The following is a 14,102-nucleotide window of genomic DNA, read 5'->3' on the forward strand; positions in this document are numbered from 1 at the left end:
TGCTGACCAGCTACGGCACGTGTCTCACCTTCCCATCACCGGGTTGATTGGGCCACGTGCCGTAGCTGTATCCCTTGCCGTGACCGTGGCCTGATTCGTAGCATCGAAGATATGCCCTCCATACCATCGTTGCCCGAGCTGACCCTGACACGACCGCTCGTTGTTGCCCCCATGGCTGGAGGCCCCAGCACTGCCCAGCTTGCCATCGCCGTGGCGGCAACAGGTGGGTTTCCGTTCCTGGCCGGTGGCTATCTCAGTGCCGAGGCGCTCAAAGCGCAAGTGGACGCCTACACCGAGGCCACCGATGCACCCGCTGGTGTGAACCTGTTCGTCCCCGACCCCGCGGCCCAAGAGATCGACGAAGACGTGTACCTCAAGTACCGCCACCAGATCATCTCGAAACTGAAGCTAGACCCACAACTCCTGCCAGAAGCGCCGATCTACTCCGATGACGCTTTCAATGACAAGCTCAACGTGACGCTGAGCTCCTCGATCCCGGTCATCTCCTTTACCTTTGGTTACCCGACAGCTCAGGTCATCGATCGTGTCCACCAGGCCAGGCGCTGGGTGGCGCTCAATGCCACCAGCTGTGCTGGTATTGATGCAGCTGTGCGCCACGGGGCCGACCTGCTCATCGTCCAAGGTCCTGATGCCGGTGGGCATCGGGCCAGTGTCCCCGATGCCGATCACTTCGACGCCTCACCCAGCACCGGCGAACTACTCGCTTATGCGGCCCGACACCACCGGGTGCCCGTTATCGCCGCAGGTGGGATCGCCGGCCCCCACGATGTGGCCGAATTATTGGCCGAAGGCGCAACAGCGGTTCAGGTTGGCACCTTATTCTTGGACGCAGTAGAAGCTGGCACCAAGCAGACCCACCGTCTCGGACTGCGCAACCTGATCGATCGCGATACCGTGATCACCCGGGCATTCACCGGCCGTCCAGCCCGGGCCATCCGCAACCAATTCACGGATGCTTTGTCTGATCAGGCCCCCGACCTATACCCGCAGTTGCACTATCTCACCTCAGGGATTCGCAAGCAGGCTGATCAGCAGCACAATCCCGAACACCTAAATCTCTGGGCAGGAACTGGTTTCCGCAACATTCAGCATCTGCCCGCTGCCGAAATTGTGGAACATTTGCTGAGCGCGTCCACGCTCGCTGACCATCCACAGCGGCTGGCCGGTTTGCGCTCATCAGGCTGATCACGCGGCACATAGCAGTGCTCATCGATTCTGCGCGAATCCGCGGTAGCGTTGAGACAATAACGGATTGAGACAGAAAGATACCAACAGCATGGAATTTCGGCAGATACGACTGGCCTCAGTGGGTGGAGAACACCTCGCCGGGCTGGGCGATCCACGTGCCATGGGGTGGTTGGGCAGAGTTCTCGCCAAGAGTCATCACCCCGACGTTTTGGTAGAAAGCTACGTCCTGGCCGCCCCCCAAGAGCCCATCGAGGCGATGTCCTATCGTTGGGAAGAAGAAGCACTACCCCGGTTCAGCAACGACACTGAAAACCGGTTGCTCATCGCGTTGAATAGTTCCGACACGAAGTATGTGCCTACCTCGGCACGAGCTCGGCTGAACTTGGCCAACATCATCGATAAAGCGACTCAACAAGGCCTCGAGGTATTTGTTGTTGGTCCCTTGCCCGGTCTGGATCAGGATGCCAACCAGAAGTTACGCGAACTTAACGCTGCCTACCGGAATGTGGCCCAGCGCCGCAACGTATTCTATGTTGATGTCTTTGAAGCATTGGTCGACCATAACCAGTACCAGCAGGATCTCGCATCAAACCAGGGTCTGCCCGGCCAGTCTGCCTACGGGCTGGTGGCGTGGCTGGTGCTACACCGGGGGTGGTATCGCTGGATGAATCTACCCGAGAACCTCGGATCGCAATCCTAATCGCGTCAAAGCGCAACAGGCACGGGTGCTAAAATTTACCAAGAATTCATTCACCACCGTCTTGAGGCGCTAGAAAGGAGTTGCGCCATGGGTAAGCGTGGTCGTAAGCGCAAGGATCGTCGCAAGAATAAGGCCAATGGCGGAAAACGCCCTAATGCTGGCTAACGTGGCGTGAGGCCACACAAGATTTTCCCGAAGGTGGACGAATTTTTTCGTCCACCTTCGTTGTATTTCGAAGGGTTAGTGTGAACTTTCTGCCCGAATCTCACTGATACGCACCATGATTTTCGACTTCAGCGAATCCGGGGCCTTTTCAGTACAGGACCGACGGACCACCGAGCGAATAATGCATTCCAAGTCATATTCTGCACTACACTCTTCGCACTCATTCAGGTGCCCCTGTACATCTTCAATATCACTGTGGGAGAGCACCCCATCAAGATACTCATAAATTCGTTGGATACGGGAATCGGAAGGATTACCACTCTCCCGGCAGCCTGTCACATTGCAGTGTGCATCGTCTGGTGTCTGCCCCATGAGCGAACCTTCCTCCTTACTTTTTCGTCTTCTGTTTCGTTTGGTCTTCCACTGCTGCTCGGATCCCCCGGTCCGCGGCATAGTCCGTAAGCCGTTCCCGCAACATTTTCCGACCCCGGTGCAGTCGCGACATCACCGTTCCAATGGGAACATCGAGGATCTCAGAAATTTCCTTATAGGCAAATCCCTCAACATCGGCGAAATACACCGCCAGCCGGAACTCTTCCGGAATCTCTTGCAGAGCTTTTTTCACATCAGCATCCGGCAACCGATCCAGGGCCTCTGTCTCCGCCGACCGCAACCCTGTTGAGGAGTGCTCGGCGGCTTGGACCATATGCCAGTCCTCGACGTCCTCGGTGCCCGATTCCTGAGGCGAACGCTGACGCTTGCGGTACAAGTTGATGTAGGTATTGGTCAGAATCCGGTACAACCAGGCCCGCAAATTCGTGCCCGGCTTGTACTGGTGGAACGAGGAAAATGCCTTGGTAAAGGCTTCCTGGACGAGATCTTCAGCATCGGCGGGATTCCGTGTCATGCGCAAGGCGCCAGCATAAAGCTGGTCCACGTACTGCATGGCGTCCCGCTCGAAGCGTTCTTTGCGCTGTTCGAGAGACTCGGTTTTCGGATCGATGCGGTCGGTGTCTGGCGAGGAGTCTGCGGACGGGGCAGGATCTGTCGTACTCATTACAGCCCAGTCTAAGCGCTGTTGAGTCCGTCCCGTGCCATGTGGCCGTGCCGGTGTCTTCGCTACTGCCGTTGGCATCGAGCTCCTCCTCCACATTCTCTGTCCGTCAGGTCCGATACGCCCAGCGAGCGGTGACCGACACTGTTCTACTAACCCGTATAGCTCTCCGGCGGTCTCAGATATTCCTCAGCATTCGGTTCGCTATGCCACAGTCGCTAGGCTAGAACCTAGTTCATCAGACGTCACCGGCTGAAACGAGATATCGTTCGTGTCCTCACCTTCCCTTGCTGATCATCCCGCCGACAAGCTCTGGCAGGCCCCCCACGCCAGGGGCCCCGTACGGGCCACCGTAGAGATCCCCGGCTCCAAATCACTAAGCAATCGCTATCTGGTGCTAGCGGCTCTGGCTAAGGCCCCGAGCGAATTGACCGGGGTACTCGACTCCCGCGATACCGCGCTGATGAGGGACGCCTTGGAAGCCCTGGGTGCAACCATCACCCCCGGCGATGCACCGGGAAGCTATCGCATCACCCCACTGAAACCCGGCACCCACTTCGCGGAACCGCTCACCATTGAGGTGGGCCTGGCCGGGACGGTGATGCGCTTTATTCCCCCTGTTGCCGCCCTGATGCAGGCTGAGGTCCACTGCGTGGGTGACCCCGAAGCCAGTGCCCGCCCGATGGGCCCCTTGCTGGAGGGGCTGCGTCAGGCCGGAGTGCGCATCACCGCAGAGACTACCCCGGTGGCTCATCTGCCTTTCACGGTCTACGGCACCGGCTCCGTGCCCGGCGGCACTGTTTGTATCGACGCGAGCGGTTCCTCCCAGTTTGTATCCGGTCTTTTGCTCTGCGCGGCCCACTACGAGCGCGGACTGTCGATCCGTCACACCGGGTCCAGGGTTCCCAGCCCAGAACACGTTGGCATGACTCTCAAGGTCCTCGCCGAGGTCGGCGTCGAGACCGCGTCCCCGGAGCCCGGGCACTGGATCGTCTCCCCTGGCCCCATCCGAGCCCGCAACACCGCGGTCGAGCCCGACCTGTCTAACGCTGGCGTGTACTTGGCCGCCGCGGTGATCACCGGTGGAAGGGTCTCCATCCCCCACTGGCCCCGGGAGACCACCCAGATTGGTGACCGGTGGCAGCAGATCCTGCCACGGTTCGGCGCCGATGTGCAGTGGGCTCCAAACCCCGAGGATGACGCCTCTGGCACCCTGACAGTCACCGGTCAAACAGATTCGACTGGGAAACCGATCATCCTCGGTGCCGGGGAAATTGCCGGCGCCGCCGAGTTGGTGCCGACCATTGCGGCCCTAGCCCTTGTCGCAGATTCCGAGACCGCACTGACCGGGATCGGTCATTTGCGCGGCCACGAAACCGACCGATTGCACGCCATCGTCACCGAGGCCACGAAACTCGGCGCCCGGGTTCATGCCACCGACACCGCCCTGTACTTCAGCCCGTCGGAGCAGTTGCGCCCGGCGACCTTGGATTCCTGGGCCGACCACCGGATGGCAACCTTCGGCGCGCTGGCCGGTTTGCACATCCCCGGGGTCAGCGTCCGTGATATCACCACCACCTCCAAAACCATGCCACGGTTCCCGCTGGCTTGGTCGGAGCTCTTCGGCCTCGAGGCCACGGCAGAGAGGACGATGGTACAAGGATGAGCCGGTTCACCATTGATTACTCCGATTTTGACGAGTCGTCGGCCCGCACTCGCCCATCCAAGCGGGGCTCCCGGCCGCGCACTAAGCAACGCCCTGAGCACCACGACGCCGCGTTGGGACGAGTCATCGCCGTAGATCGCGGTCGCTATACGGTCTACCTGCCCGCACAACAACCCGGAGGACGTTCCTCCACCCTGCATCAGCCACGTACTGTGGTCGCGATGCGCGCCAAAGAGATGCGCCGAACCGCGATCGTGGTCGGTGACCGGGTGGCTGTGGTCGGCGATCTCTCCGGGGCCGACGGAACCCTGGCCCGCATCGTGCGCCTAGCAGACCGCCAGAGCGTACTGCGCCGCTCGGCCGATGACTCCGACACCTATGAGCGCATCGTGGTCGCCAACGTGGATCTGCTCGTGATCGTCGTCGCCGCCGCTGATCCGGAACCGCGCACCGGTTTTATCGATCGCGCCCTGGTTGCAGCCTTTGATGCCGGCATTACACCCCTGTTGTGTGTAACCAAAACCGATGTGGCTTCTGCCCAACCCCTCGTCGACCACTACGCCGATGTTGATCTGGAGATCATTACCACCTCAGGGGATCCACACACTGCCGATCACACTGAGCTGAATGCCGAGGACGTCCACCGGCTCGCTGAGCGTCTCACCGGACACCGTAGCGCACTTGTGGGGCCCTCCGGCGTCGGCAAGTCCACCTTGCTCAACGCGCTGACCGGCGCTGACCGCGCCACCGGTCACATCAATCCCACCACCGGACGCGGCCGACACACCTCCTCCTCGGCGGTAGCGGTCCCATTGCGTGGCGAGCACACCGATGACACCGAACCGTCCTGGCTCATCGATACCCCCGGAATCCGTTCCTTTGGGCTCGGACTGGTCGATCCTGATGACGTGGTGGCCGGATTCCAGGAACTTCTGCCTGCTATTGCCGATTGCCCACGCGGGTGCACCCACCGTGAGCAAGCCCGCGAGTGTGCCCTGGATGACTGGGTGGACTCCGGTCACGCTGGAAGTTCTGGGCCGGCCCGGTTGGCCTCGTTGCGCCGATTACTCGCCAACCGTGTTTCCAGCCCCGGCGACGAGGTAGCAAGAGGGTAATCTAATGAGCATGGCACTCGACAACAGCTGGCAAGGCTACCGTGATGACCTGAATCTCGCGCTGACCATTGCCGATAGCGTAGACGCCGTCACGACCGCTCGCTTTCACGCTCAAGACCTTCAGGTCTCCACCAAGCCAGACCTCACCCCGGTCACCGATGCCGATCGAGCCGCCGAGCAGCACATTCGCAACCAGCTAGCCCGTGCCCGCCCCCGCGATGCGATCTTGGGTGAAGAATTCGGTACCGAGGGCAATTCCTCCCGACGCTGGATCATCGATCCGATCGACGGAACCAAGAACTTTGTGCGAGGGGTGCCCGTGTGGGCCACGCTCATCGCCCTGGTCGAAGACGGGATCCCTGTCGTTGGCGTCGTTTCGGCCCCGGCACTACACCGGCGCTGGTGGGCCGCTCAAGGAAGTGGTGCCTTCACCGGTCGGTCGCTGGCTCGAGCAACCCAGCTTCATGCCTCCAACGTGAGCGTGATTGATGACGCGTCGCTGTCTTTCTCCTCGCTGGAGGGCTGGCGCCACCGCGGTAATATTCGCGAATTTTTGGAATTGACCTCAACAGTCTGGCGGGTGCGGGCCTACGGGGATTTTTGGTCCTACATGCTCGTGGCCGAAGGCGCAGTCGACATCGCCTGCGAGCCAGAACTCGAACTCTACGACATGGCCGCGCTCGTGCCGATCGTGACCGAAGCCGGTGGTCGGTTCACCTCACTGGACGGAGAACCCGGACCCTACGGCGGACATGCACTGGCCACCAATGACCTGCTGCACGATGAGGTCCTGGAGCGTCTCAACCCCAGCCTGCGCGGACAACAACGAGCCCAATGACGAAAACTATCGGCACCAGGGTCCGAGCTCGACTACACCCCGCCGTCCTCTTGGCCGTGGGGCTAGCCGGTGTGACCGGAGCCGTGGTGCGCTGGCTGGTCACCGTGGTCTTCCCCAACCCCAGTCTCACCCCCGGTGGCCTGACCACAGTCCCCCATGGACTCGGGTTTTCCTCGACCATCTGGGAACTGATCGTCATTAACCTCATCGGATCTTTTCTCCTCGGCATCGTCAGCGGCAGGCTGGCGACCTCACCCCGAGTGCAACGCCAACACCTGCCCAGCTGGCTACCACCAGCACTCACCACCGGTTTTCTCGGGTCCTTCACCACTGTCTCCGCCATGATGGTCTCCTACACCACCGGAGTCTGGGTATTAGGCTCAGTCGTCGGGCCCTCACCTGCCACCACTGTTGTCATCGCGATGCTCAGTGGCGCGCTACTGCTAGCCGGTGTGCTCGTGGCCGGCACCGCAGTCGCGCTGTGGGGCTACCGGCTGGGTTCCCGCCACTGTGCTTCAAGGCCAAGTCACCCGGCGCCCAGCACAGAGGAGTCGGCGTGATCGCCATCGCGTTCGTGGTAGCCGCTTTTTTCGGAGCCGTTACCCGCTACGTGGCGGATGTTTTGCTTCCGCGCTACGGTATTTTGCTCGCTAACATCGCTGGGTCGGCCATCGCCGGTGTGGTCGGTGGTTTGATGCTCGGTTATGCGGATCTGGCCGAACAGGCCAGGCTGATTTGGATTACGGCGTTAGCAGGTTCGCTCACCACATTCTCCACGGTCTCCATGTCCACCGCCCACCACGTCATGGCTGGAAACCTTGGGCGAGCGGTTGGCACCTGGACTCTTCACATCGTCGCCAGTCTGGCCGTGGCCACTCTGGGATTCACCCTGGCTATCACGTCGTTTAGCTGATTTCGCACCCCCAAAGATTCGCAACGTTGCCAAGCGCTACTGATCCAATAAATTCGAACGGATCAAGAACCGTTTGCCTTCCGGGGCTTCCACCGAGAAGCCTGCGCCACGGCCGTCGACAACATCTAAACACAGCCGAGTATGTTTCCAGACCTGAAACTGTTCAGCGGATATCCAGAACGGTAGCGTCTGACCTTCGCGGTCAGGTCGGTGGCCTTCACCTGGCGGGCCGGACATCTCGAACGTGCCCAGTAAAACGTCTGAGGCGCCCGTCTTAAAATCTCCGATCGGGAAACACATCGGCGAGGAGCCATCACAACATCCGCCTGACTGGTGAAACAGCAGGGGACCATGAAAAGCCCAAAGCTTTTGCAACAGCTCAAAGGCAGATCGAGTCATCGATACCCGGGAAAAATCTTCTCCGCTTATTTCTGGGCGGGCGACCAAAAATATCTCTGGGTCCGCGTTCTTCTCGGCAGTGTCGCTATGTGACGACATGGTGCCCTCCTTTCAGGGTATGCTTCACAGAAGCGTTGACCGGGCCCAGAACGCCACAGCATCCGCAGGCCCGGTCTTGTTCACTCAGTTGCTTTCGCTCGCGTTTAGAAGAAACCTAAAGCGGAATCGGAATAGGACACCAATAGGTTCTTCGTTTGTTGGTAATGCTCCAACATCATCAGGTGCGTTTCGCGTCCAATACCGGAGGACTTATACCCGCCAAAGGCCGAGTGGGCCGGATAACTGTGATAATTATTCACCCACACACGGCCCGCTTGAATATCTCGACCAGCCCGATAGGCTCTCGTACCATTCCGCGACCACACGCCAGCGCCCAAACCGTAGAGCGTGTTATTTGCAATCGAGATTGCCTCGTCGTAATCCGCGAAGGTCGTGACAGCGACGACAGGACCGAAGATCTCTTCCTGGAAGACACGCATATCATTCTTCCCTTTAAAGATAGTGGGTTGGACATAGAACCCCTCCGCGAGGTCTCCCTCCAGTTCAGCACGGCCACCGCCTGTCAGGACTTCCGCGCCTTCCTTAACTCCAATGTCCAGGTAAGACAGGATCTTCTCGAGCTGATCATTGGAAGCCTGTGCACCAATGACCGTGTCCGAATTGAGCGGGTCACCGTGACTAATGCGCTGAGTGCGAGCTACCGCCTGCTCCAAGAAGTCATCGGCGATCGATTCCTGCACGAGCGCTCGAGACGGGCAGGTGCAGACTTCGCCCTGATTGAGTGCAAAGAGCACAAACCCTTCTTGTGCTTTGTCGAAGAACGCATCATCGGCAGCCATCACGTCCTCGAAGAAAATATTTGGGGACTTACCACCTAGCTCCAGGGTTACGGGGATAATGTTTTCTGACGCATACTGCATGATGAGTCGACCTGTGGTGGTCTCGCCGGTAAAAGCAATCTTTCGAATCCGCGGATTCGAAGCCAATGGCTTACCGGCTTCCAGCCCAAATCCATTGACCACGTTGACGACCCCCGCAGGCAGCAGGTCCCCAATTAACTCCAACAGCACCAGAATCGAAGCCGGAGTTTGCTCAGCTGGCTTGAGCACGACAGCGTTTCCTGCTGCCAGCGCTGGAGCCAGTTTCCACACCGCCATCAACAGCGGGAAGTTCCAGGGAATGATTTGCCCGACAACGCCCAGCGGTTCGTGAAAATGATACGCGGTGGTGTCATCGTCAATTTGGGACAGCCGACCCTCTTGAGCGCGTATCGCCCCTGCGTAATAGCGGAAGTGGTCAATCGCCAAGGGAAGATCTGCGTTTAGGGGTTCTCGGATGGCTTTACCATTATCCCAGGTCTCAGCCACCGCAAGCTCTTCAAGATGTTGCTCCATCCGGTCCGCGATCTTCAACAGAACTCCGGCCCGTTCGGCCGCCGAGGCTTTGCCCCACGCTGATGCTGCAGCTTGTGCCGCATCGATCGCGACGTCAATGTCCTCCGCGGTTCCGCGAGCGACCTCGGTGAAGACTTTGCCGGTCACTGGAGTAATATTCTCGAAGTACTGACCTTTGACTGGTGCAACCCACTCGCCACCGATGTAATGGTCGTATCGTGATTTAAATTCCACCAGCGCGCCAGGCTGGCCGGGGTGTGCATATTGTGTCATCCTGACCTCCTAAAAACGGGAGTCCGTTGTTACGGTTACTCTTCAGAGACTCCTTGAATATGATCCTAATCACATGCCGGTTGCAGGCGGGTTGCAACGCATCCCGTCGATTTCACCAGTGCGCTCGAGGTTCAAGACAATTTCCGTTCGGCGCGGATGCTGCTCGGGCAGAATTTTGAGTGCAAGCATCATGACTTGCTCGTCTTCCTCGTCGTGACACGTATCGAGATACTTCAGCACTTGCTCGGCATTGGCTCTCTCCAGAACGAGCTCTCGTAACCACGTCGCCACTCGATGGCGCACCTCAAATACCCCCGGCGCGCCACTCTCTGGCAAGAACGATTGACTGCCGAAACCCAACGCCTGGTCAAGATCACCAGAGCGCAAGGCGTTCCATAGTTCCACGACATCAAGCTCCAGCGACGCCACAAGCCGATAGGGTCGAGACTCGACTTCAACAGCAAGCGCCGGTCGCGCAGCTAGGAATTTTCGCAAGCGGGTCATTTCAGCGCGCACCGTGACCACGTGCTCACCAGAGCCGAAAAGTTGCTCACTCAGCTCTTCCGCGCTCATGCCTCGACCGCGCTGATGTGCCTCCCAGCACAACAAGAAAAGAATTTCCGCATGACGTTGGCTCAGCTCTACGGCATTTCCCGCACCATCGACCAGCAAGGGCTTGGCTCGGCCGACCGCACTCAGTGTCGTGGGCCCAAGCCCCGCCTGCACCCCACCGTGATAGAGACACGTTGGCATGCGGTCCGCGTAGAGCTCTCGCAGGTATCCTTCGCAAGCTAATCCGGTGGCTTTCATCAACGCCAGCGCATGCCCGGCAACGGCACGATCACCGCCCGTAATGTCCAGGGCCCCTAAGATCTTTCCGGTAATCGGGTCGCGAACAGGGACTGCGGTGCACGAGAAGCATTGGATATGGAGGGCAAAATGTTGTGTTCGTGCCACTTGAACCGGACGTCCGGTGACTAAAGCAACCGCAGGGGCGGACGTGCCCATGCTTTGCTCCGCCCAATTGGCGCCAGGACCGAAGGATAGATCCTCCGCAAGAGTCCGCGTGTGGTGGTCGCCCTCCACCCAGAGTAAGGTGCCGGCGTAATCGACGACGGCCACAATTAACCCTGACTCAGCCACGGAGTCCGTCAACACACTCCGCACCATTGGTAACAAAGCAGCAAGGGGGTGGTTTCTTCGATAGTCATCCAACTTCAGCCCGTCGTAGAACAACGGGGCGTCAGTCGACTCGGCGTCAAGAGAATGAGCGCGAGAGCGACGCCACGAGGCTTCCAACTCCGGAGGTAGCCCGCGGTAACTCGGACCACCGCTTGCGACCAGTCCTTCTCTCATCTGAGACCCACCTCAAAGAAGAGCGCTTGAATGTGATCATCATCACATACTCTAGGTGAGCCAAATACCCCTTGACAAGACCAACTCCCAGATCGAGACAGGTGAAGCTAGTTGGCTGTACTGACCGGACACGTTATTCGATGGACACGTAGACCGACTCCTCCACTGACCCTCTAACCAATTCGAGACGTCGGGAAATCTAGCTACCAATATCAGTAGCGTGAGCCACCAGACATTATCCTAAGGTGAGTCACTGCACCTCAGACGCTCAAGGATGGCCCCATCTATGGCTTCACCGACCACATTGTCGTCGAAGAAAACCGTCACAACAGTCTTCGCCGTTGGTTTGATGTTGTTCTCGATGTTTTTTGGGGCCGGGAACCTGATTTTCCCGCCCATGCTCGGTATCGAGTCCGGCGATCGGTTTGCGCCTGCAATCACCGGCTTCCTGGTGGCCGGCGTGGTCCTACCGGTCATCACGATCATTGCTGTCGCAGTGTCTGGTTCCGGCGTCAGGGATATGGCCTCTCGAGCTGGCGTCATTTTCGGTGTCATCTTCTCAGTGGTTGTCTATCTCTCCATCGGTTCGTTTTACGCCATGCCACGCGTGGCAGCGATCGGTTACGAACTCGGCATTGAATCCACCTTTGGACTATCCGGTACAGGCTGGCGCGTGTTCTTTACCGGGCTCTTCTTTGCCGTCGCGTTCGTCATTGTGCTATTCCCAGGCAAGGTGGCCGACTCCTTGGGTAAAGTCCTCACCCCCGCCCTGCTCATTCTGTTGACCGTGATGACCATCGCCGTTATTGCGTCCATGAATAATCCCCCGGTAGCTCCCACCGAGGAATACGCTTCCAGCCCGCTGATCGCCGGAATTCTTCAGGGCTACTTCACCATGGATTCCATTGCCGCTCTGGCATTCGCCATCGTGGTGGTCTCCAGCTTCGGCGCTGCTGGCATAACCAACCACAAGAGAGTGGTAAAGCTCAGCGCAATCTCGGCCTGTATCGCCGGCTTCTTCCTCATGCTGGTTTACCTCGGTCTGGGCTTTATGGGCACGCGCATGCCGAATAAAGAAAGTTATTCCGATGGCGCAGAAATTCTGTCCAGCGCGTCGAAGCTGACTTTGGGATTGACCGGAGACATCATCTTCTCCGCTGTGGTTCTGCTGGCATGCCTGACCACCGCGGTTGGTCTGATTGCTGCCTCAGCGTCGTTCTTTGAAGAACTACTCCCCCAGCTGTCCTACCGTAGCTGGGCAATGATCTTCACCGTGATCGCATTCACTCTTGCTAATCTCGGCCTGGAACGCATCCTGACGTTCTCGACACCCATCATCGGACTGATCTACCCACCCGCAATAGCCTTAATCGTCACCAGCTTGGTCCACCTGCTGGTCCCGCGTCGCCAGTTACCACTGACCTACCGCACCGGTGTCTATGTCGCGCTGATCTTCTCGGCCCTTGATCTGATCGTGTCCAACAATCTGTTCGGTGCTGAGGTCCTGGCCGAGCCACTGGCGATCATCCCGTTGTTCTCAGCGGGACTGGGATGGATGGTCCCCACCGTCGTGGCAGCAACCATTGCCTTCATCTTCGATATGCAGCGCGGCCTGACCCGAGATGATGACCTCGTCTCAGGAGAAATCCGCGACCCTCTCCAAAGAGATGAGACGCCATCGTCCGACACGAGCCAGGCACTGAATCGCTCCTAGAGGCTCGCCTTTGACGCAAAGACCCTGTTCACAAATCGATGACATGAGCGGGGCTCGGTCGTCTTATTCCCAGTTAGCCCCCATCCTGCCGAGTTCTTCCCTGCAATCCGTGACATGTCGAACGTGGACCCTTTGTTTGAGGATGAGCGTGATTCCGCTACTTCCCTTTATGTGCAACGAAAAAGCCCGCCAACTCAACGAGTTAGCGGGCCTAGGGTGGAGACGCCGGGAATCGAACCCGGGTCCGATGTGAACTTCAGTAGGCTTCTCCGTGCGCAGTCTGTTCTGAAGTTTTATCGACCTCGATCGTCCCACAGACAGGCGATCGTTCAGGTCTAGTCGGCTTCAGGTCTTCGTTGATTCCCCCGACAGGGTCAACGAACAGTGGCTATCTAATCGACGCCAGACACCGGGCCGATAGCATTCCCGGGCTGACGGACTCGATCACTGATTAGGCAGCGAGAGCGAAGTCAGTGCGCTTAGATTCGGCACTTAATTGATTGCAAAGGGCGTTTACGAGATGACTTTGCGTCCTCGGCACGCTTCCCTTACCTCAACTCACATCGTCGAAACCGATCGTCCCCTCTTCGATTATGTTCCACGAAATCGTGGATACACCAGAATAACCCGTCGAAAGTCCGCCCGCAAGTCACGCGAGCTCCCTGATTGCCCGGGAGCTGTGTTCTTCTGCAAAGAGCTAAAACTCCAACGCGGAGACCCCGCGCCGGTTGGCTTGCCGCATCGCTCGTTGTGCCTCACGCGCATCTTGCTGCTCACGAAGTGCTTGGCGCTTGTCAAAGTCACGCTTACCCTCGGCAACGGCGATCTCTACCTTGGCGATACCATTCTTAAAATAGAGCTTAAGTGGCACAATGGTAACGCCTTTGTCCTGGACAGCGCGCTCAAGCCGATTCAATTCTGCACGGTGTAGTAGCAATTTTCTCCGGCGTCGCGATGCATGGTTCGTCCAAGAACCGTTGAGGTATTCAGGAATGTAGACCTGTTCGAGGTAGAGCTCACCATTGGTAAACTGGGCGAACCCATCACCAATCGAGGCTTGTCCCTCGCGTAGTGATTTAACCTCAGTTCCCATCAGAGACAGCCCGGCTTCATAGGTATCTTTGATCGTGTAGTTGTGACGAGCTTTCCGGTTCGAGGCAACAACCTGGCTATTGGGGTCAGGTGTTTTTTTCCCGTTCGATTTCTTCGCCATCGTCAGCCTCACCTCTTCCCCAAGATCTCGTTG

15 protein-coding genes and 1 other RNA gene are annotated in these 14,102 nt (G+C 58.5%); 9 read left to right on the forward strand and 7 right to left on the reverse strand.

Annotated elements, in window-relative coordinates; all coding sequences use genetic code 11:
* The first annotated feature begins 111 nt into the window (after positions 1 to 111).
* From DYI20_RS01060 to DYI20_RS12855, 3 genes are all read left to right on the forward strand, one after another.
* Complete coding sequence (locus DYI20_RS01060) at positions 112 to 1,206, forward strand: NAD(P)H-dependent flavin oxidoreductase (RefSeq protein ID WP_110100275.1); 1,095 nt, start codon at positions 112 to 114, stop codon at positions 1,204 to 1,206.
* Positions 1,207 to 1,297: 91 nt separating this feature from the next.
* Positions 1,298 to 1,909 (forward strand): DUF459 domain-containing protein, encoded by a 612-nt coding sequence (locus DYI20_RS01065; RefSeq protein ID WP_110098642.1) that lies wholly within the window; start codon positions 1,298 to 1,300, stop codon positions 1,907 to 1,909.
* An 87-nt stretch (positions 1,910 to 1,996) separates the two neighbouring features.
* Complete coding sequence (locus DYI20_RS12855) at positions 1,997 to 2,074, forward strand: 50S ribosomal protein bL37 (RefSeq protein WP_369859877.1); 78 nt, start codon at positions 1,997 to 1,999, stop codon at positions 2,072 to 2,074.
* A 75-nt stretch (positions 2,075 to 2,149) separates the two neighbouring features.
* On the opposite strand, the gene rsrA is transcribed toward DYI20_RS12855, so the two are convergent.
* Positions 2,150 to 2,413, reverse strand: a complete 264-nt coding sequence (gene rsrA / locus DYI20_RS01070; RefSeq protein ID WP_110098691.1) for a mycothiol system anti-sigma-R factor — start codon at positions 2,411 to 2,413, stop codon at positions 2,150 to 2,152.
* Positions 2,414 to 2,462: 49 nt separating this feature from the next.
* Positions 2,463 to 3,131 (reverse strand): sigma-70 family RNA polymerase sigma factor, encoded by a 669-nt coding sequence (locus tag DYI20_RS01075; RefSeq protein ID WP_233242779.1) that lies wholly within the window; start codon positions 3,129 to 3,131, stop codon positions 2,463 to 2,465.
* A 268-nt stretch (positions 3,132 to 3,399) separates the two neighbouring features.
* Here DYI20_RS01075 and aroA point away from each other — a divergent pair, with 268 nt between their 5' ends.
* Genes aroA through DYI20_RS12240 form a run of 5 tightly spaced genes read left to right on the forward strand, consistent with a single transcriptional unit; the run spans position 3,400 to position 7,660 of the window.
* On the forward strand, positions 3,400 to 4,794 hold the full coding sequence (gene aroA, locus DYI20_RS01080; RefSeq protein WP_110100273.1) for a 3-phosphoshikimate 1-carboxyvinyltransferase: 1,395 nt from the start codon (positions 3,400 to 3,402) through the stop codon (positions 4,792 to 4,794).
* A complete protein-coding gene (gene rsgA / locus DYI20_RS01085; RefSeq protein WP_110100272.1) occupies positions 4,791 to 5,909 on the forward strand; it encodes a ribosome small subunit-dependent GTPase A in 1,119 nt (372 codons plus the stop codon). Before aroA ends, rsgA begins: the two co-directional genes overlap by 4 nt.
* A gap of 4 nt (positions 5,910 to 5,913) precedes the next feature.
* Positions 5,914 to 6,747: a histidinol-phosphatase gene (gene hisN, locus DYI20_RS01090; RefSeq protein ID WP_233242778.1), complete on the forward strand. Its 834-nt coding sequence runs from the start codon at positions 5,914 to 5,916 to the stop codon at positions 6,745 to 6,747.
* Positions 6,744 to 7,307: a fluoride efflux transporter FluC gene (locus tag DYI20_RS01095; protein WP_110098637.1), complete on the forward strand. Its 564-nt coding sequence runs from the start codon at positions 6,744 to 6,746 to the stop codon at positions 7,305 to 7,307. Before hisN ends, DYI20_RS01095 begins: the two co-directional genes overlap by 4 nt.
* Positions 7,304 to 7,660, forward strand: coding sequence for a fluoride efflux transporter FluC (locus DYI20_RS12240; RefSeq protein WP_158278408.1), 357 nt, complete (start codon positions 7,304 to 7,306; stop codon positions 7,658 to 7,660). Before DYI20_RS01095 ends, DYI20_RS12240 begins: the two co-directional genes overlap by 4 nt.
* Before the next feature lie 36 nt (positions 7,661 to 7,696).
* Here the strand turns inward: DYI20_RS12240 and DYI20_RS01105 are convergent, their stop codons facing one another.
* The 3 genes from DYI20_RS01105 to DYI20_RS01115 all read right to left on the reverse strand — a co-directional run bounded on the left by DYI20_RS01105 (position 7,697) and on the right by DYI20_RS01115 (position 10,908).
* Entirely contained in the window at positions 7,697 to 8,158 is a 462-nt protein-coding gene (locus DYI20_RS01105) for a DUF779 domain-containing protein (RefSeq protein WP_110098635.1), read from the reverse strand.
* A gap of 104 nt (positions 8,159 to 8,262) precedes the next feature.
* Positions 8,263 to 9,786: an acetaldehyde dehydrogenase ExaC gene (gene exaC / locus DYI20_RS01110; protein WP_110100270.1), complete on the reverse strand. Its 1,524-nt coding sequence runs from the start codon at positions 9,784 to 9,786 to the stop codon at positions 8,263 to 8,265.
* 69 nt (positions 9,787 to 9,855) lie between these two features.
* Positions 9,856 to 10,908: a helix-turn-helix domain-containing protein gene (locus tag DYI20_RS01115; RefSeq protein WP_166769866.1), complete on the reverse strand. Its 1,053-nt coding sequence runs from the start codon at positions 10,906 to 10,908 to the stop codon at positions 9,856 to 9,858.
* A 520-nt stretch (positions 10,909 to 11,428) separates the two neighbouring features.
* Between DYI20_RS01115 and brnQ the strand changes: the two genes are divergently transcribed.
* Positions 11,429 to 12,856 (forward strand): branched-chain amino acid transport system II carrier protein, encoded by a 1,428-nt coding sequence (brnQ, locus tag DYI20_RS01120; RefSeq protein WP_183145568.1) that lies wholly within the window; start codon positions 11,429 to 11,431, stop codon positions 12,854 to 12,856.
* A gap of 214 nt (positions 12,857 to 13,070) precedes the next feature.
* Here the strand turns inward: brnQ and ssrA are convergent.
* Positions 13,071 to 13,440, reverse strand: a transfer-messenger RNA (tmRNA) gene (gene ssrA / locus DYI20_RS01125).
* A gap of 113 nt (positions 13,441 to 13,553) precedes the next feature.
* Entirely contained in the window at positions 13,554 to 14,069 is a 516-nt protein-coding gene (smpB, locus tag DYI20_RS01130) for an SsrA-binding protein SmpB (protein WP_110098630.1), read from the reverse strand.
* Between the last annotated feature and the right edge of the window lie 33 nt (positions 14,070 to 14,102).

The sequence above is a fragment of the Auritidibacter ignavus genome (genome assembly GCF_003703835.1).
Taxonomy (GTDB): domain Bacteria; phylum Actinomycetota; class Actinomycetes; order Actinomycetales; family Micrococcaceae; genus Auritidibacter; species Auritidibacter ignavus.

Bases quoted from the DNA above. Each gene is read 5' to 3' on its own strand.
- brnQ (WP_183145568.1), top strand. From the start codon at position 11,429: ATGGCTTCACCGACCACATTGTCGTCGAAGAAAACCGTCACAACAGTC.
- smpB (WP_110098630.1), bottom strand. From the start codon at position 14,069: ATGGCGAAGAAATCGAACGGGAAAAAAACACCTGACCCCAATAGCCAG.
- DYI20_RS01095 (WP_110098637.1), top strand. From the start codon at position 6,744: ATGACGAAAACTATCGGCACCAGGGTCCGAGCTCGACTACACCCCGCC.
- rsgA (WP_110100272.1), top strand. From the start codon at position 4,791: ATGAGCCGGTTCACCATTGATTACTCCGATTTTGACGAGTCGTCGGCC.
- exaC (WP_110100270.1), bottom strand. From the start codon at position 9,786: ATGACACAATATGCACACCCCGGCCAGCCTGGCGCGCTGGTGGAATTT.
- DYI20_RS01105 (WP_110098635.1), bottom strand. From the start codon at position 8,158: ATGTCGTCACATAGCGACACTGCCGAGAAGAACGCGGACCCAGAGATA.
- DYI20_RS12855 (WP_369859877.1), top strand. From the start codon at position 1,997: ATGGGTAAGCGTGGTCGTAAGCGCAAGGATCGTCGCAAGAATAAGGCC.
- hisN (WP_233242778.1), top strand. From the start codon at position 5,914: ATGAGCATGGCACTCGACAACAGCTGGCAAGGCTACCGTGATGACCTG.
- DYI20_RS01065 (WP_110098642.1), top strand. From the start codon at position 1,298: ATGGAATTTCGGCAGATACGACTGGCCTCAGTGGGTGGAGAACACCTC.
- DYI20_RS01075 (WP_233242779.1), bottom strand. From the start codon at position 3,131: ATGAGTACGACAGATCCTGCCCCGTCCGCAGACTCCTCGCCAGACACC.
- DYI20_RS01060 (WP_110100275.1), top strand. From the start codon at position 112: ATGCCCTCCATACCATCGTTGCCCGAGCTGACCCTGACACGACCGCTC.